Origin of the sequence: Halogeometricum sp. S3BR5-2 (assembly GCF_031624635.1) — an archaeon.
Lineage (GTDB): Archaea > Halobacteriota > Halobacteria > Halobacteriales > Haloferacaceae > Halogeometricum > Halogeometricum luteum.
On the sequence record NZ_JAMQOQ010000008.1, the window covers coordinates 133146 to 147997 of the forward strand.

The 14852-nt window shown below is 52.8% G+C and carries 15 protein-coding genes; 8 read left to right on the forward strand and 7 right to left on the reverse strand.

Going from position 1 to position 14852, the window contains the following annotated elements:
- Positions 1-122 precede the first annotated feature (122 nt).
- The 3 genes from NDI79_RS22110 (at position 123) to NDI79_RS22120 (ending at position 1204) form a co-directional block, all read left to right on the forward strand.
- Positions 123-335: a KTSC domain-containing protein gene (locus NDI79_RS22110; protein ID WP_310930783.1), complete on the forward strand. Its 213-nt coding sequence runs from the start codon at positions 123-125 to the stop codon at positions 333-335.
- The gene (locus NDI79_RS22115) at positions 319-774 is read left to right on the forward strand and encodes a hypothetical protein (protein WP_310930784.1); all 456 of its coding nucleotides are present in this window, start codon (positions 319-321) and stop codon (positions 772-774) included. The genes NDI79_RS22110 and NDI79_RS22115 overlap by 17 nt, the downstream gene beginning before the upstream one ends.
- Positions 775-928: 154 nt before the next feature.
- The gene (locus NDI79_RS22120; RefSeq protein WP_310930785.1) at positions 929-1204 is read left to right on the forward strand and encodes a PadR family transcriptional regulator; all 276 of its coding nucleotides are present in this window, start codon (positions 929-931) and stop codon (positions 1202-1204) included.
- 147 nt (positions 1205-1351) lie between these two features.
- Here the strand turns inward: NDI79_RS22120 and NDI79_RS23785 are convergent, their stop codons facing one another.
- Together NDI79_RS23785 and NDI79_RS22125 are read right to left on the reverse strand one after the other, a co-directional pair.
- Positions 1352-1489, reverse strand: coding sequence for a DUF7837 family putative zinc-binding protein (locus NDI79_RS23785; RefSeq protein WP_458262304.1), 138 nt, complete (start codon positions 1487-1489; stop codon positions 1352-1354).
- Between the two features lie 348 nt (positions 1490-1837).
- A complete protein-coding gene (locus tag NDI79_RS22125; RefSeq protein WP_310930786.1) occupies positions 1838-3562 on the reverse strand; it encodes an SIR2 family protein in 1725 nt (574 codons plus the stop codon).
- 206 nt (positions 3563-3768) lie between these two features.
- Between NDI79_RS22125 and NDI79_RS22130 the strand changes: the two genes are divergently transcribed.
- Positions 3769-5190, forward strand: coding sequence for a hypothetical protein (locus tag NDI79_RS22130; RefSeq protein WP_310930787.1), 1422 nt, complete (start codon positions 3769-3771; stop codon positions 5188-5190).
- Between the two features lie 276 nt (positions 5191-5466).
- Here NDI79_RS22130 and NDI79_RS22135 read toward each other — a convergent pair whose 3' ends face one another.
- Positions 5467-6201, reverse strand: coding sequence for a hypothetical protein (locus NDI79_RS22135; protein ID WP_310930788.1), 735 nt, complete (start codon positions 6199-6201; stop codon positions 5467-5469).
- 233 nt (positions 6202-6434) lie between these two features.
- Here NDI79_RS22135 and NDI79_RS22140 point away from each other — a divergent pair, with 233 nt between their 5' ends.
- From NDI79_RS22140 to NDI79_RS22150, 3 genes are all read left to right on the forward strand, one after another.
- Positions 6435-6773 carry a hypothetical protein gene (locus NDI79_RS22140; RefSeq protein ID WP_310930789.1) on the forward strand — a complete coding sequence of 113 codons (339 nt, stop codon included), beginning with the start codon at positions 6435-6437 and terminating at the stop codon, positions 6771-6773.
- 445 nt (positions 6774-7218) lie between these two features.
- Positions 7219-7893: a helix-turn-helix domain-containing protein gene (locus tag NDI79_RS22145; protein WP_310930790.1), complete on the forward strand. Its 675-nt coding sequence runs from the start codon at positions 7219-7221 to the stop codon at positions 7891-7893.
- Entirely contained in the window at positions 7890-8585 is a 696-nt protein-coding gene (locus NDI79_RS22150) for a nucleotidyltransferase domain-containing protein (RefSeq protein ID WP_310930791.1), read from the forward strand. Before NDI79_RS22145 ends, NDI79_RS22150 begins: the two co-directional genes overlap by 4 nt.
- An 85-nt stretch (positions 8586-8670) precedes the next feature.
- Here the strand turns inward: NDI79_RS22150 and NDI79_RS22155 are convergent, their stop codons facing one another.
- From NDI79_RS22155 to NDI79_RS22165, 3 genes are all read right to left on the reverse strand, one after another.
- Entirely contained in the window at positions 8671-9024 is a 354-nt protein-coding gene (locus NDI79_RS22155; protein ID WP_310930792.1) for a hypothetical protein, read from the reverse strand.
- 76 nt (positions 9025-9100) lie between these two features.
- Positions 9101-9535, reverse strand: a complete 435-nt coding sequence (locus NDI79_RS22160) for a TRAM domain-containing protein (protein ID WP_310930793.1) — start codon at positions 9533-9535, stop codon at positions 9101-9103.
- A 57-nt stretch (positions 9536-9592) separates the two neighbouring features.
- On the reverse strand, positions 9593-10159 hold the full coding sequence (locus tag NDI79_RS22165) for a hypothetical protein (RefSeq protein ID WP_310930794.1): 567 nt from the start codon (positions 10157-10159) through the stop codon (positions 9593-9595).
- Positions 10160-10290: 131 nt separating this feature from the next.
- Between NDI79_RS22165 and NDI79_RS23700 the strand changes: the two genes are divergently transcribed.
- On the forward strand, positions 10291-10962 hold the full coding sequence (locus NDI79_RS23700; RefSeq protein WP_425499653.1) for a tyrosine-type recombinase/integrase: 672 nt from the start codon (positions 10291-10293) through the stop codon (positions 10960-10962).
- A 48-nt stretch (positions 10963-11010) separates the two neighbouring features.
- Here NDI79_RS23700 and NDI79_RS22170 read toward each other — a convergent pair whose 3' ends face one another.
- Positions 11011-14634 (reverse strand): Eco57I restriction-modification methylase domain-containing protein, encoded by a 3624-nt coding sequence (locus NDI79_RS22170; protein ID WP_310930795.1) that lies wholly within the window; start codon positions 14632-14634, stop codon positions 11011-11013.
- Positions 14635-14852: the final 218 nt, after the last annotated feature.

Here is a 14852-nt window from a genome sequence, read left to right on the forward strand (position 1 = left end):
TCCCTCTCGCGGCCGTGAGATATCGGTTATCCGGCCGGCGAAAGCTTATGGTAGCTCTTTTCCTATCAATTGGTGAGAATCGAGTGTCAAATACACTGCTCACATAGAAAAACACCAAGAGCATGAATAGAACACCTGTCTCCTCCAGCAACCTTCGAAGTGTCGGCTACGACTCCGCAACAAATACCCTGGAAATCGAGTTCCACGGTGGCCGGGTGTACCAGTACTTCAACGTCCCGGAATCGGTCTACAACGGGTTGATGAACGCCGCATCACACGGCAAATACCATCACCGACGCATCAAGGACAAATTTCCATATGAGCGAATCCGATAACACCGACCCATTCGAATTTGAGCAGCCGGAATTTGATCCCTCAGAAACCTCATTACGGATCGAAAACGAGGAACTCGCTGATCTTTCAGACCAAGAGTTAGATCGACTTGAACGAGCAGCGAGTGCGCTAGCGGAATACGAACAGGCCGCCGCCGACCGAGAGCGGGCAATAACTGAACGGGCGAACGCTGTCGCAGCACAGGAGAATGCCCGGGCAAAACGAGTGTTCCTTGAACGGATCGGCGAAAAGTACCTCCCCTATGCAGGTTTCCTTGTATTTGGATTCATCCCACTGGTCGTCGGTATGACGCAGGTGCTCCAATTCACGGACATCCGGCTCTGGGTCGGAAGTGGCATTCTCGGATTGGGACTCATCATTGCCCTCGCCCTCCTAGCCCTCGCTGACTGGGATCGGATATCCTCACTGCTTAACCGATAAATCTAGTAGAGCAGGTACTCGCGGAGAGTACGATTCTAGGATGTAGGCCCGTATCCAACTACCAGAAAAGTAGTCGGACAGATCGTGTTCCTGTCGCTGACTATCCTGTAATCCTGTAGAATTATACCAAGAGCGGGTAAACCTGCGCGGAAGGATGTACGATCTCACTGGCTTCCAACGTGATCTGCTCACGGTCACTGCAGGTATCGAGGAACCTCACGGCCTCGCAATCAAAGACGAACTCGAAAAGTACTACGAATCAGAGATCCACCACGGACGTCTCTATCCCAACCTCGATACGCTGGTCGAAAAGGGGCTCGTCGAGAAAGGAGAGAAAGATCGCCGGACAAACGTCTATACAGTTACCAAACGCGGTCAGCGAGAACTCGAAGCTCGACGTGACTGGGAACGCCAGTACGTCGATCTATAACTCGTACCGAGCGATTTCACTACAGCCGCACTCGGGACAGGATTCCTGGCCTTCATCTAAACTGGTCCCGCAAGACCGACATTCGAACAGTTCCGTTGTATCAGTCGAGCTCGGTGACAGCCGCTTTAAGACGCGTAACATAGAGACTCACTGTGGGTCGACGACGTCCCGACACTCGGGACATTCGGCCCAGACACCGCCTGCATACTCTATCAGCGTATGATGAGACAGAATCTCACTACCGCAGTGCGGGCAGTCACCGAGGTGTGGGGCCTGAGTGCTCATATGAATGTGAAGCGTGTGACGGAGGGACGCACTGCCCTCTGCTTCTCTCTAAGGGTACGGGCCCACATATATCTCAGTGAACCAAAGTGAAAGTGGTAGCAGAGATGAGTCTCCTCGACGAGAAGGCCATCTCAGCGAAGGAGGAGTGAAAATCACCAATACGGCATTTGCCAAGATAGCCCTCACCAGATCGAGGACGACGTATCGTGGCGGCACCTCCTCGCCAAGTCCGACCTCATAGATTGCGTTTATAGATTGGAGCGCTGTCCGATTAAATTCGAGGAGGATGCCGATCTGCTGTAAGCTCAGTAGTCGATGAAGAGACACATTGGTGTTCCCCAAAGTGGCTTAGTATGGATCAAAGCGCGATTCAAGATTCGAGAGATAGGCGCTTACAGTATCAATATCAGCCGGCAGCAACCCGATCTGTATTGGCCCCCAATCTTCACCTTTCGCTTCGAGTTCCGCTTCCAAGGAATTCAGCGTTTCTTTGTAGTAGTTTTGCTCGAAGTGAGGAAGCCGTTGATCCTCGTCGACCTCCTTCGAGACGAGGAGAAGTAAGTCAAGCAGCGCCTCAAACTCCCGTGAACGCTCCTCAAAGCGCGTATCTGACGGGATATATTCGGAGAGAATCGGTCGGACAGCAGATTTCAGACGCGGTCGCAGATTCCGATTTCCCCAGCCTCCGTCGGGAAATTCGGTCCCAATTTCCCACGGATGAATCTGCCGAAGCGGGGCAACATCACCCCGCAAGTTCTCGAGTTCAGGTTCACGCAGAACTGCTCGCACGGCATCCCAATTAGCAACTTCCATACCTGTGATGCCCACCGCGTACGAAAGATAAGCAATCGGATATCGCTGTCTAAGCGCCATCCACGACCCCATACGGGTACGGCTTTCAGGACTTGGCGGTGAGCCTAAGCGCTCGATCATATTTTCTAATGCGAAGCGACCACCGTTCTCGCCTTTCGGCCCCCAGTAGGCACACGTGGCAGCTGCGGTCGCCAAGACACTCAGTTCCTGTTCATAGCTCTCAAACCGCTGGTATACAGCGTCGCGATCAACCTCGTGATCAAGTGAATATCGTTCCTCGGAGAAGATCCGTTGATACACCCGTTCTGTTTCCTCTCGGAAGAGATCGCCGAGAGCAATGTTCTTCTCTGATTGGCTCAGATACCGTTTGGTGCGTTCCCGGGCGATTTCGTTAGTTAATGGTCCCTCGCGTTCTGCGCCTTCGAGAGCGCGGACGTTCTCCGTGAGCGTTGTAAAAAAGGCGGCTGCGCCATCAATAGGGATCTGTATTGCATCCCGGTCATCGATGATCGCACGTGCTTCGTCTTCCAAGCCGCCATAGTTCGCCCAGTATGTAGGATAGCGGTCACACGCGTTGTCCGTTAGAAGCTCCTGCAGGGCAGTATCATAGCGTGCTGACCACCCACAGACGATGAGCCCGTATTCTGAGAAAACCTGACTGAGAAGGTTCGCAACACTATCCTCGTACTCGTCAAGCTCGTCAGAGACGTTCTTCAGATTGACATCCTTGTAGTCACCGTTGACTTTGAGGATGAGCGATTCTTGATGTTGCAGCGGTTCTGCCTCTCGGACGTCCCTGGCGGATGATGTGACCAGCGGAGTGAGCTCCCGATCAATGAAGGAGTGCTCGAGTAATCGGTCAAAGTTTGTCGTGATGATGATCCCGATATACCCTTCCTCAACTAACCAAGCAATATTCTTGTGAGCCTCGGTAGGGAGTTTTTCACCTTGTTCACGTTCGAGAGCAGTCGGCTCGAAGTATTTTTCCAGCAGCGATCGTCGCTCTTCCTTTGATTGAGCGACCTGCTCAATGACATTGTCGTATCTCGCTTCTTCGTCGAATGTATTCTCATACCACTCGGAGGGGGCCGATTCGATCTCTTCGTCGTACTGGTCAGCAATTTTTCGGATGAGGTCCTGGACAATATCCCATCCAGTAGGGATGCCAGCCTCTGTAGAAGCTCCTGAACCCAGTAATAAGGCGAAGACGCCAGGGTTGTTTTTTACTGAGAAGGAAAGCTTTGTTTCGTTGTTGACCATGTCAGAGCATCCCAGTGGGAGCCAATAGTTCCATTGTTCGCACTCACGTTGCGACGGGGGCTCTGAGCACCGGCATCAACCCGAGCCCTCTGTGATTGCACCACTGGTCGATCACAAGTGGGCTCGCAACCGATATTTAAAGAAGTAGCTGGCAGTACTTCCACAGGCCATTTTTATACGATTTCCTACCCGACATATTGGTACAGATGAGCGAAAACGAACCGCTAGCGGACACACATGGGAGCCCCGCATACGCACTAACCGGAGCTGAACGGAGGTATATCCGGTCGGGAGACCCAGGGGGCGAATCGAAAACGAATATGGAGGCCCGAATCGAGACGAAGATCAACCGCCTCGGATATCGGATCGACCACCTGTTAGCGGACATTTTCTTACTCCACGCGAACGACTATCTCACAGAGGGGTCGTGGAAGGACGGATGGGTTGGTCTACTCGGATTCGACGAGTACCCCGTCCAACCGTCAACCCGAAGGAAAAGAGCCCCAGAGCTTACCGATTTTGAAGAGCCCAGCAATGACTCGGAGATCGTAGAAGCGTGTCGGATGGCCTCTGACACTGAGACAGACATCGGCCGTCCGATGTCGAGTACGAAGGAATTCGGCAGGGATATCGGTGAGCTAGCCCGGAAACTCTCACTTGCTCCGGGTGAGATGGACGAAGACGAAGTGCTACAAGATATTGCCTACGGCTTTCTTGAAGGGCTCTATTTCGACCACAGACCAGCCGGACTCGGTGATCAATTAATGCAGCAACGGCAAAAGTACATGAACGAGATCATTTCAGCCCTTCAAAAACAGCTCGAGCATGAGCTGACATACGATCGTGAATGGGCTGAATGGGAGCGTGAGTGGCGAGTGCAAGGCGATCTGTGGGATGAACATCGAACGGCGATGATCTCCCGGCTTAGAGAGATCCTCAACGAAGCACCGGAACCGATTGCCCCTCGACGATCGATGTCAGAGTTCCGTTCTCGGGTGCTCGAAAAGCGAGGCGATACTGACTCGCAGGAAACAGGAGTGAACGAGAGGGGTATCGACTGTCGGGATCTTCTCTTCGTTTTGATCGACAACAGCATCGAGTCGGATTATCCAGTCGGATCATCTGGACACTGGGGTGATTTTCAAGCCGAACACGGTCCAGCAGAGCAGTTTGAGCTAGAGGAGTTCATCCAATATGACCGTGTGGTAACCCTAGTCGAAGAGTGTAGAATTCTAGAACGGAATATTTTGTATCGCCATTGTCGGACAGATGCCGATCGAATCCAGGAGAAGAAAACTCGCGGACTAGATGCGCTTGACGTATTTTCGGCCATTCACAACAGTAAGGGCGCGATCAGTTCGAAACAGATAGCACGGGATATCGGTTCCGAAACATCATATCAAGGGCAAGTCACCCAGATCTGTACGGATCTTGCGGGCCGAAAGTGGGAGCAGCGGCCTGTACTAACCGGGAGTAAGGATGGGTGGGAGCTGACCGCGTATGGTAGGTTATTGGCCGAATGTATGTTTGATGAATCACAGTCTGTCCTCATGCGGACGTTCGGACCAGCGGTTAGTACTGACTTGATTATCCAAGCGGCGACCGAAATTGACGAGAACCTCAGCTAAGAGTACGGCTGTAGACCCGGTGGAAAGATATGCTCCCCAATCTCCAGATGGGAGGTAAAGTGACTCTGTTGAAATCCTCAGTCGTCGATAGATCGTTGAGGCCGCGTTGAATATAGAGCACGTGTCTCGTTCGTAAAAGCTGACAGTGCAACGAATACGAAATTATGGCTAGGACGGCAGTACGGCCTGGCTGCTAGGTCTTCTTTCTTATCGTGTCTGGAATTTAAATGGAAGTATCAAATGATGGGCAGAGTAGGGATCATACCCCCGACAGAATCACGCATCATCTCCCAATTCAATCCTCACAGCTGCGTTGTCTCGGATAGTGGGGTTCTTCGAGAGGACAGAGGCCACAGCCAGCAGATACTCAGCCTCAATGTCCTCAGACGTCCCGTACGCACAATATAGCGGATGTTCCGGAATCTGCTCATTCGTAGGGGTCGCAGTTCTGTCGGGGAGCCACTCTGCTTGGTCTAACGGAAGACGAGTACACTGGTCAAGTCGAATGTAGTCTCCACGGATCGCATAACAGGCGTCCACATCCTCCCGATTGTCGGTATTCAGTCCTACCTCTTCGAGGGAATCAAAGGAGTCAGTGACGCTATTGATGGCTTGTCGTGACTGAACACCAAGAAATGGCTCAGATTGGGGAACATAGAGATGGGTTGGATCGTAGACCTCTGACAGCGGCTTTACGAGATTATTATGCGTAATCTCCGGAATCGACACTGTCGGGACATTATCGGCCTCATAAAGCCGATCGATCAAGAACCAGCGTTCTGCCTGATGGAAGCCGGAAACCACGGATGGAAGATTAACTTTGGATATCTCGGGGAGATCATCTCCATTTACCCAATCATACGGAATAGGGATCCGATTTGCACGAATCTCGAATGAGTCCTGATGACGATTCTGAACTGTCTCACCCTGTATTTCGCGTCCTATCACCGCGTTTTCCTCGTATTCGCTGCGGAGTTCTCGAACGAGATCCAGAGCTAGTTCTTCGTCCATAGCGCCTACATTCGTCCTGTCTCACTTGAAGATACAAGACGCATATCGGACAAAACACAGAACGTTATCCACCGATCAATCTCTTAGCGAGAGATGCCTTCCAATGACCACTAATCTCGAAAATGAGTACACGGAGGGTGCCAATACATCCGGCAAGCTAACGCTGAGAACGGCGAAGCGTAAGTGTTGGAGAACTACTACGAGAAGCTCTATCCGCTGAGTTGGTGATGACGATGCCCGATAAGGACGAGCTGGCGCTCTACGATGCCGTCAGTAATCTGGAGCAGGCGGGCCTGACCAGCAAAGTCGGTGACGATGACGGGACCGCCGTGTACACCGTTGAAGAGTTCGAACTGGCTTTGACGGTCCGCGAGACGGAAGTCTCGATCACGCCCGAACTCATCGAGGGAATCGCCCAGAAGAACGAGTCCCCCGCGATCGAGCGGGTCCTCGCAGACTACGGCATCATCACGTTCGCATTCGCATACGATCTCGTGATGGCACACAGTAAGGGACGTCACGATCCGGCAGATCGCGAGCCTCACAGACCTGTCGCCTGGACCCGTGTATGATTTCGTCGAAGCGCTCTATTCGATTCTCGATCTCGGTGACGACGAGTTGGCCCCGATGACGTACACTCCGGATGATTTCGACGAGGACGAAGGCAATCAACTCGAAGAAACCGCCGACGAGCAAACCGAATGACGAGGTATTCTCCACCCCCGTAATAGCGATCAACGCGTTCGTCACTTCTTCCACGCCAGCGATGACGATCCTGAGACCTGTTCAACAACATCCGGAGAGGGATCAGGTACGCACGCCTGCTGTACGGCCCTCGCCGTCGCCGCTCTCGGCCAACAAGTCCCCACATTGGAACTGAATCACGATCCGCATTACTAGGACTGTGACGGCTTCAAGACACAGCGAGCTGACGCGTTTATCGAAGTCAGTCGGAGTCACTCTAACCGCACCTCTAGTAAGACTTTTAACTGTTACCGGATTATTGGTAACCACCAGATGTACGAGGTTCTCGACGACACGGCGGCGCAGATTATCCTCGCCATCGAGAGTGGTGACTCCATCCGTCGTGTCGCCCAACACCTCCACACGCCGTACGAGACGGTGCGACAGGCCGTCAATCGGCTCGAAGACGCAGGCTACGTTTCCTATGACGACGGGCTTGCTGTCGTCGACGAGCACATCCGTGACGCAGCCCGCGAACTCGTCGCTGCCAGCGCCGGCGTCAGTCCACCCTCCATCGAGGAAGCCTATGTTATCCCTCAGTTCGGCGACTGGCCGTCCGCGTTTACGCGGATCGACGCCGTCTACGTGTGGACCCAAGGCGGCTACCAAGTAGGGCGGAATCCGGATGACTATCCACTGTTCCTCGCTGTTCGTGAGCAGGACGTCGACGCCTGGGAGGCGTTTTTCGAGTCGTTCGACCTCCCCACTGCTTTCGAGCGACAGCCCGGAGACGAGTTGGACGGTCCGCTGCAGATCGTCCTCGAGCCACGCACGTCACTCGATATCGAGTACGTCGAAGGGTACCCGGTGATCCCGAGAGCAGAGACAATCGAGTATATGCGCGAGAACTACGCCCAGTTCCAGTCGGCGCTGGCGATGCTCGACCGGATGTACGAGGACCTCGACCTCGGCGTCACGTATCGAGAGACTGAACGGGCACAGCCATGAGCTTCAACAACCGAAGTGACGCACTCATCGAGCTGCTCGAGGAGCTCACCCAACAGGGTCACGAGTACGTTCTTGTTGGCGGCTACGCTGTCTCAGCGTTCAATGCTCGCTTCTCCACGGACCTCGATATCGTCGTCGCGCCGGACTTCAAGGCTGACTTCGTCGAGTTCCTCGAACAGCAGGGATTCGAGGAAACGGACAGTCACGCCAAGAAATGGTTCTACGACACCGAAGTAATCGAGTACGAAAAGCGGCTCACGCCGCAACAGCCGATCGGCTTCGATCTCCTGGTAAACGGACTCGGGTGTCGCCAGACGGAGGCACAGTGGTCGTTCGACTACCTGTACGACCACAGCCACCAACAGGAGGTGAGCGGGGGCACAGTGACGACGACGGCCAGAGTCATCGATGGGGCCGTCCTCGTGGCGGCAAAGCTCCACAGTGGCCGAGAAACGGACCTCCGAGACGTCCTGGCAGTGGCTGAAGAGATCGACCTCAACGCTGTCACGCCCCATCTGCGGCGAGGGGACGACAATGCCCTACGGGAGCAACTTGAGCGTGGACTGGATATCTTGGAGAGCGACGAACTCAAGCACGGATTTCGGAGTGACTTCGGGGCCTCAGCTGTCTCAGAAGAAACGGTCACCGGTCTCCAAGAGTATCTGTCTGCACAGATTGACCACCTGAGCTGAATCGGTCGGGACTCCCTTGACCAGAAGTGAAGATAAGGCCCTTCAGCGGTGCTTGCAGTCAGTCAAAAAATTGGAGGGGTGGTTGTCAGTCGACCGTCGCTAACACACGGACATCCGTAGCTGAGTGTCGTTCCCGTTCAGTACGAGCACCGTGCTCGCGGAGGAACTCATCAATGCGGTCGGCAAGAGCCTCCGCATCCTCCCTATCGACGTGGACGATTAGCGTCGGACGCTCCTCGTCGCTGTTCTCAATCACGAGCGAGACATCCTTGAATTCGTCCGGCTGTCTATACGCCTCGAACTCATCGGCGACCTGGTTGGCCAGGTCGTCGAGTACCTCAATCGGCTCCTTTGTCATAGATTGTATTTCGGCTTTGGAGGGTTGTGCCATCGCGAGCGCGTGAAGAGAACGTGACGTGACTTTCAGAACCACCTCCATCAGACAAACGCGAACGGAGCCTTCTCACACCGATGGTTTACCGAGAAGAAGACCGATCCACAGAAGGGACAACAGGTTAGAGTGCTCGCGGATCGCTATCGACAATGCTCGCAAACGCGACGTTCTCCTGAACTTGTTCGATTTCGACTGTTGGCTCGTCGCCGGGCTGAGCGCCGGGAACGATCACGACGTACCCCCGTTCGACTTTTGCGATACCATCGCCCTGATCACCGACGGTTTCGATTGTCACGTCGCGCACTTCTCCCTCATCAACAGGAGGACCAGATGAATCATGGCTCGTGCTCCCCTGAGAGGCGGGATGCCGTGGGCTCTGTGGAGATGTTGATTCAGCTTCGGAGGATGAATCAAGAAGAGCGATGCGGTACGTTTCATCAACAGTCAGCGCCCCATGCTTGATCTCACTCGGTGGAATCTCGATGACGAATGTGCCATCCTCCTTCTTAATTTTCGCAGTGAACAGCGAACACAGGGAGTCTGAGATTTCTACCATAGCTGGGTTTGATACTGGATACAATTAATCGGTCTCTTTGAGAAGGAGCGAACTGGATCAGCTGTCCTCAGCTGGTTCTTCCCAAGGAATGTCTCGCTTGTGGACTACAGCGAGTTTCGAGTCGTCATCATCTTCTATTGCACTAAGACCACGCTGGACGAGAGTGTGAACCTGTCCAGCAGACTCCGGGAACGAAAATTGGTCATCTTCCGCGTCAGCACGGAGTTCCAGATAATGGAGGTACAACCTAAAGGTCGTATCTGCTCCGATAGGCCACCAAATCGTCCCTATCTGCTCATCTACCTGATTGTCCCAATGCTCTATGAGTTCACGGATATCGTCGACGATCTCCTCTCCAGAGGTGCGAAGGCGGAGGGAGTATTCCCGATCCCGTTCCATATCTTCGATTATATCCTGAAGAAAAGGCTCAGCCTCCAGGGCGGTCGGTGAGGTCTGATCCGCTTCTAGAAGATGTTCTAACGCCCGAATTTCTTCAGGCCGAGCGGCTACAGCGTATGCGACATTGTACTTGTCCTCGGGGAAGATTTCGTGCTGACTCGGTTGCTGTGCCTGAGGGACAGTATCCCCAGTGGATGAGCTAAATAAGGTCTCAAAGAGTCCCATACGCTTCGTCCGGAGGGCACCCATAAGTATTTCCTGTCATATCAGACGGCAATTCTGGCGGCAGTGAACCGATTCACCTTGCCACTCGAAGAAGAAGCGGATTATCTTTGTATCGACAGACAGCGATGGATATGGTAGCAACACGAGAGAGGGCCCTTAGCGAACGCGAGTTCGAACTACTGTTAGAAGGTGCTGGGCGTATAGATGATACACAACAGAGACTCGAAACACGAGCGGCCATTCTCCTTGGAGGCCGTCTTGGACTTAGACCAGGAGAAACAACGCACTTGTCGAAATCGTGGGTTGATCGAGAGCGGCAGATGATCCAGATTCCCACACAGCAAAACTGTACGAAGGGGAGAGATGGCGGTATCTGTGGATACTGTCGACAGGCGGTGAAACAACGGCTGGAACACAATCCCAATACAGATTTCCAGAGCTTTGCTGAGCGTTATTGGCTCCCGAAAACGGAAGCCGCTTCCCGAACTGTTCCGTACCACTTTTCGTATCGAGTCCGAGTCGCGGTTGAATTACTACTTGACGAACATGGCGGCTGGCCGTATTCGTTCTCGACCTTACAGCGGCGACTGGAAACTGCCTTGGAACGGTCCCCAGAATTGTCTAACGACGCAACCTCATTACATGGATTACGTGCAACAGCAGCGTCTTATCACGCCGGAAGAGGCTTAGATCTTCCCGCTCTCCGAGCAATGTTCGGGTGGGAGGACATCACCACGGCACGTCAATATCTGAATGTCGACGGAGCGATGACCCGACGAGCGCTGGACAGCATTCATCAGTAAGCCTGAATGGACTAACATTCATGAACCGGCGTAGTGCTAGCTAAGAAGTTACTCCATTGGCCCTACGTCTCCAAGATGAGTGTATTTCTCAGCGACCTTCTCGAAGTACGCTTCCGTCATAATTCGAGGATTCGACACCCGATGAAAGTCATCAAGAACGAACTGCATTTCCTCCCTATCGAGTCCGTAGGCGTGGAAAGAAGCTGCATCAACTTCGGCCTGAAGTCGCCGACGCTCTGATTCCTCTTTAGCGGGATCAATTCCGCCGAGCCGTTCCCGCATCTCCTCGAACTCCTTACCGTAGCAGTTGAGTCGGGCCGCCCGGTCAGAAATATAGTGGAACCAGTTGTCGCCCTCTGTGAGACGCGGGACCTGTGATTCTTCCAGTTTGAACCGGACAATGTGTGAATCGACCTTCGTCCGCATTAGGTAATCGAACGGAATGCTGTTCAGTAAACCGGTGATGACGAACAGTTCCTTGTCATCGTAGGCACGTTCATAGATTGAACGCAGGGGATACTCTGAGAGATCGTCCTGCTCCGGATTGACTTCATATGGCGAAAATGTCTGGAGTGTGTGAACACAAACGAGCCCTTTGGGTAACACAGTCGAAATCATTGTCCGTTCGTCGGTAGGTCGGGCGATATCTCGGTAGATAATCCGGTATTCCGTGAAGTCTGGAAGGAGGTCATCCATACAGAGGTCCTGTCCACGGTGTTCCTGAAGAAGATCGTTGACGAATCCCTTCTGTGATTTGCTGGTCTTCGGTCCACCAAACGCTTCGTATATGTCCTTTTTCGGCGTTCCACCGTTGTACGCCCGTTCCCGAACACGGTATTTAGCGCTCAGATCAGGCTGATCTTCATCGACACTCCATAGTGAAGGGGAATCAAGACTCGAATCGAACGTATTGTCGTGCTGGAACTGGTGAATGTTTGCTCCACCGTACACAGGGTAGTCACCTTCATTTTCCTCTTCGACGAAGCGGTCAGACGCCCGTGATCGATCCAGTTCACGGTGCGGAGTGACGTTCCATTTATTGTCGATTTTTTCTCCCAACGGAGGGTGTGAGACAATACTCTCCAAGATACCCACTTCCTCAGGATGGGTAATATTGGGGAATATCCGCGCTTTCAACGAATATTGGGTTAGTACTTCTCGTGGGATCTCAACCGCTTTTTCGTCGAAATGACGGAGGACAGAAACATCATGTTGATCGAATATTCCCTTGATTTGCTCCGACTCCCCCTGGTTCTTGAACGTGAGAACAGCGAACTGATACTGTCGATGAAGATCACCGAATATTCCATGATTCTCGAAGCCAACCAACGACTGTATTTCCGCATCATTCAAAAGTTTCATCCGGAGATCTTTCGAGAAAGAGCCACTGAAGATCACTCCGGGTAGAACTTGCGCTACATACCCCTCGTCGCTCACGAGTTCGAACAATCTCTCAAAGAAGAGTGCCGCAAGATTGTTTTCATTTGGATCCTTCCGTCCATCAATAACAGGTTTCTGGAGGATGTATTCAGAACCATCAGTGAAGTACCGCATTTGCTTCTCTATCTGCTCTTGATACTCCTCCCATCCCTCGGCAATCTCCTCGTCTTCCAGCAGCTGTTTCTGCATCTCGTCCTTATTCGAAGGCATCCGGGACCGGAACTGCTCATCAAACTTGACGAAGTAATCATCGCGACTCGCTCGAAGCTGGTCCCAAGGAGGATTCCCGATAATAAGATCAAAACCTCCCTGGTCGTAGACTAGCGCGAATTCGAGAATCCAATGAAAGGGGTGGAATTCTTGAACTTGATCCAGAGTGATTTCAGCGCCGGCATTATGGAACTCATCTAGCACCTTGTTGTCCAGATTCTGACTGTAGCTGGTGATGAGCGACTCTGCCTGACGACGGGCGTTGGTTGCTTCTTTTGAGGAATTTGCCCGTTTGTGTTTCCGCTGAGCGTGGATTACGTCCTCATAATACTCGCTAACCGGTGTTTCTTCACCGATTCCATAGTTTGTGAGTGAGGTATCACCCTGTTCATTGACGGTTTCGATGAGATCTGTAAATCCAATTAGACTGTTCCCCTGCCGTATGTTGAAATCAATATTCGGGAGCGGTTCGACCTCCCCTGGCTCGTCTTCGATATCCGCAACCATCGAGAGCCACAAACGGAGTTTACAGATCTCCACAGCGCCCTCGTCGATATCCACCCCGTAGAGATTATCCAGAATAATCGAGCGTTTGGCGTATAGCGACTCCCCACCATGCCCACCCTCGATACGTTCTAATTCCTCACGACTACGACTCTCCAGCTCCCAGCCTTGCCCTTCAGCTTCGAGCCGCTGGAAATACTCAATGCATTGCATGTATAGGTCCATCAGCACCTCCTGTGCGGCGAGCAGGAAGGCGCCACTTCCTACGGCGGGATCGAGAATGTGTGCTTCCTTCAGAATGTCGTGGTATAGAGTCTCCACATGGCTGGTCTGGACGTTTCCCGTTGGAACTTGCTGAGTTATAGTTCCACCATCGGCAACAGCTCCTGCGCTACTATCTGCCTCGGGCACGGGGAATCCGAACACATTGTCGATCTCGTCGTAGTCTGCGTCCACAGCCTCGTTGAGTTGATCGAGCAGATATGGATGGATCGTCCGTCGGGCCATGAACCCCGTGATTTCTTCCGGTGTGTAGTACGCCCCCATCTCCTTCTGATTGACCGTTTGCTCGAAGATGTGGCCCAATATCGCTGGGGAGAGGTTCTTGGGATCGACGATATCGAGTCGTTCGTCTACGTTCCAGTTCCAGTCGGAGAGGAAGTCGAGAATATCGTCGAAGAGCTCGTTCGTTTTCTCGGCAGGGCCACCTAACTTCGCGTCCTGGAACTCCTCTTCGACAGGATTCCTTGCGAACAAGCCACCGTTCAAGTACGGAAGACTACCGAAATCAGGGTTCTGCTTGTCTTCTGCGAGGTATTCGAAGAAGAGCGGTTCGTAGAACTCTTCGTAGTGGTCACCGCCCTCGTCAACGACTTCATTCGGCTGTTCGTGAAGGTAGTTCGGGTTCCGATCAAGGAGGCGCTTTTCTTGGATGAAGTATAGGAATATCATCCGGTCAAGAATGACCTGCACATATCGTTGCTTCGCGTCACCACGGTCGTCGGGAATGCCCGTGACCTCTTGAATGAGATCCGTCCGGAGTTCCTCGAACTGTTCATAAAACTCTTTGACGACCTGTTGCGTGTCGTAGAGCGTATCGTATATCGCAGCAGAGGAACCGTACTCGATCGAGTTCAGCTTCTGGAGAATAGTGTTCTTCTCTCCGCTGTCCCGCGTGAACTGCTCCTTCGAGAACGAAATCTTTTGATGCTTAATTCGACCGTGCTGCTGCCCCTCCCAGCTTCGGACTCGCGTAATGAAGGTGAAGGTCTCGAAATCGTTGGTGGCAACGAGGTTGGTATGCCGTGAGCGATTTTCCGGTTTGAAGTCCGTGGCAGTCTCACCGGGGCCAGCATTGACGATGACGATGAATTCGTCATCATCAAGCTGGACTACGAGTTCGTTATCGCCCCCAAGTTTCGGGCGTGGTTTGAGCCCGCGTTTTTCAAAGGAGTTCGCTATATCCTGTAAAGAGTCCCAGCCCGCGATATCGGATGCGGTGATCTGCTGGAGAGTCATACCACCTGAAAGTTGCTTTACTCATATGAAAATGATGGATACGAGGGTGACTTTCGACTGAACTGGTCAATCCTCCCGTTGCGTAGTATGCAAGAAGCAGCTCGCATTTCACGAGCATTCGTAAATCAAGTCGAAAACAGCCAATAGCGAGACGCTCAGTTGATGCAATGCATTGAGTATTTCCAGCGGCTCGAAGCTGAAGGGCAAGGCTGGGAGCT

Excerpts from the sequence above, each read along its gene's own strand:
- NDI79_RS22110 (WP_310930783.1), top strand. The coding sequence starts at position 123 with ATGAATAGAACACCTGTCTCCTCCAGCAACCTTCGAAGTGTCGGCTAC.
- NDI79_RS22115 (WP_310930784.1), top strand. The coding sequence starts at position 319 with ATGAGCGAATCCGATAACACCGACCCATTCGAATTTGAGCAGCCGGAA.
- NDI79_RS22120 (WP_310930785.1), top strand. The coding sequence starts at position 929 with ATGTACGATCTCACTGGCTTCCAACGTGATCTGCTCACGGTCACTGCA.
- NDI79_RS23785 (WP_458262304.1), bottom strand. The coding sequence starts at position 1,489 with ATGAGCACTCAGGCCCCACACCTCGGTGACTGCCCGCACTGCGGTAGT.
- NDI79_RS22125 (WP_310930786.1), bottom strand. The coding sequence starts at position 3,562 with ATGGTCAACAACGAAACAAAGCTTTCCTTCTCAGTAAAAAACAACCCT.
- NDI79_RS22130 (WP_310930787.1), top strand. The coding sequence starts at position 3,769 with ATGAGCGAAAACGAACCGCTAGCGGACACACATGGGAGCCCCGCATAC.
- NDI79_RS22135 (WP_310930788.1), bottom strand. The coding sequence starts at position 6,201 with ATGGACGAAGAACTAGCTCTGGATCTCGTTCGAGAACTCCGCAGCGAA.
- NDI79_RS22140 (WP_310930789.1), top strand. The coding sequence starts at position 6,435 with ATGCCCGATAAGGACGAGCTGGCGCTCTACGATGCCGTCAGTAATCTG.
- NDI79_RS22145 (WP_310930790.1), top strand. The coding sequence starts at position 7,219 with ATGTACGAGGTTCTCGACGACACGGCGGCGCAGATTATCCTCGCCATC.
- NDI79_RS22150 (WP_310930791.1), top strand. The coding sequence starts at position 7,890 with ATGAGCTTCAACAACCGAAGTGACGCACTCATCGAGCTGCTCGAGGAG.
- NDI79_RS22155 (WP_310930792.1), bottom strand. The coding sequence starts at position 9,024 with ATGGAGGTGGTTCTGAAAGTCACGTCACGTTCTCTTCACGCGCTCGCG.
- NDI79_RS22160 (WP_310930793.1), bottom strand. The coding sequence starts at position 9,535 with ATGGTAGAAATCTCAGACTCCCTGTGTTCGCTGTTCACTGCGAAAATT.
- NDI79_RS22165 (WP_310930794.1), bottom strand. The coding sequence starts at position 10,159 with ATGGGACTCTTTGAGACCTTATTTAGCTCATCCACTGGGGATACTGTC.
- NDI79_RS23700 (WP_425499653.1), top strand. The coding sequence starts at position 10,291 with ATGGTAGCAACACGAGAGAGGGCCCTTAGCGAACGCGAGTTCGAACTA.
- NDI79_RS22170 (WP_310930795.1), bottom strand. The coding sequence starts at position 14,634 with ATGACTCTCCAGCAGATCACCGCATCCGATATCGCGGGCTGGGACTCT.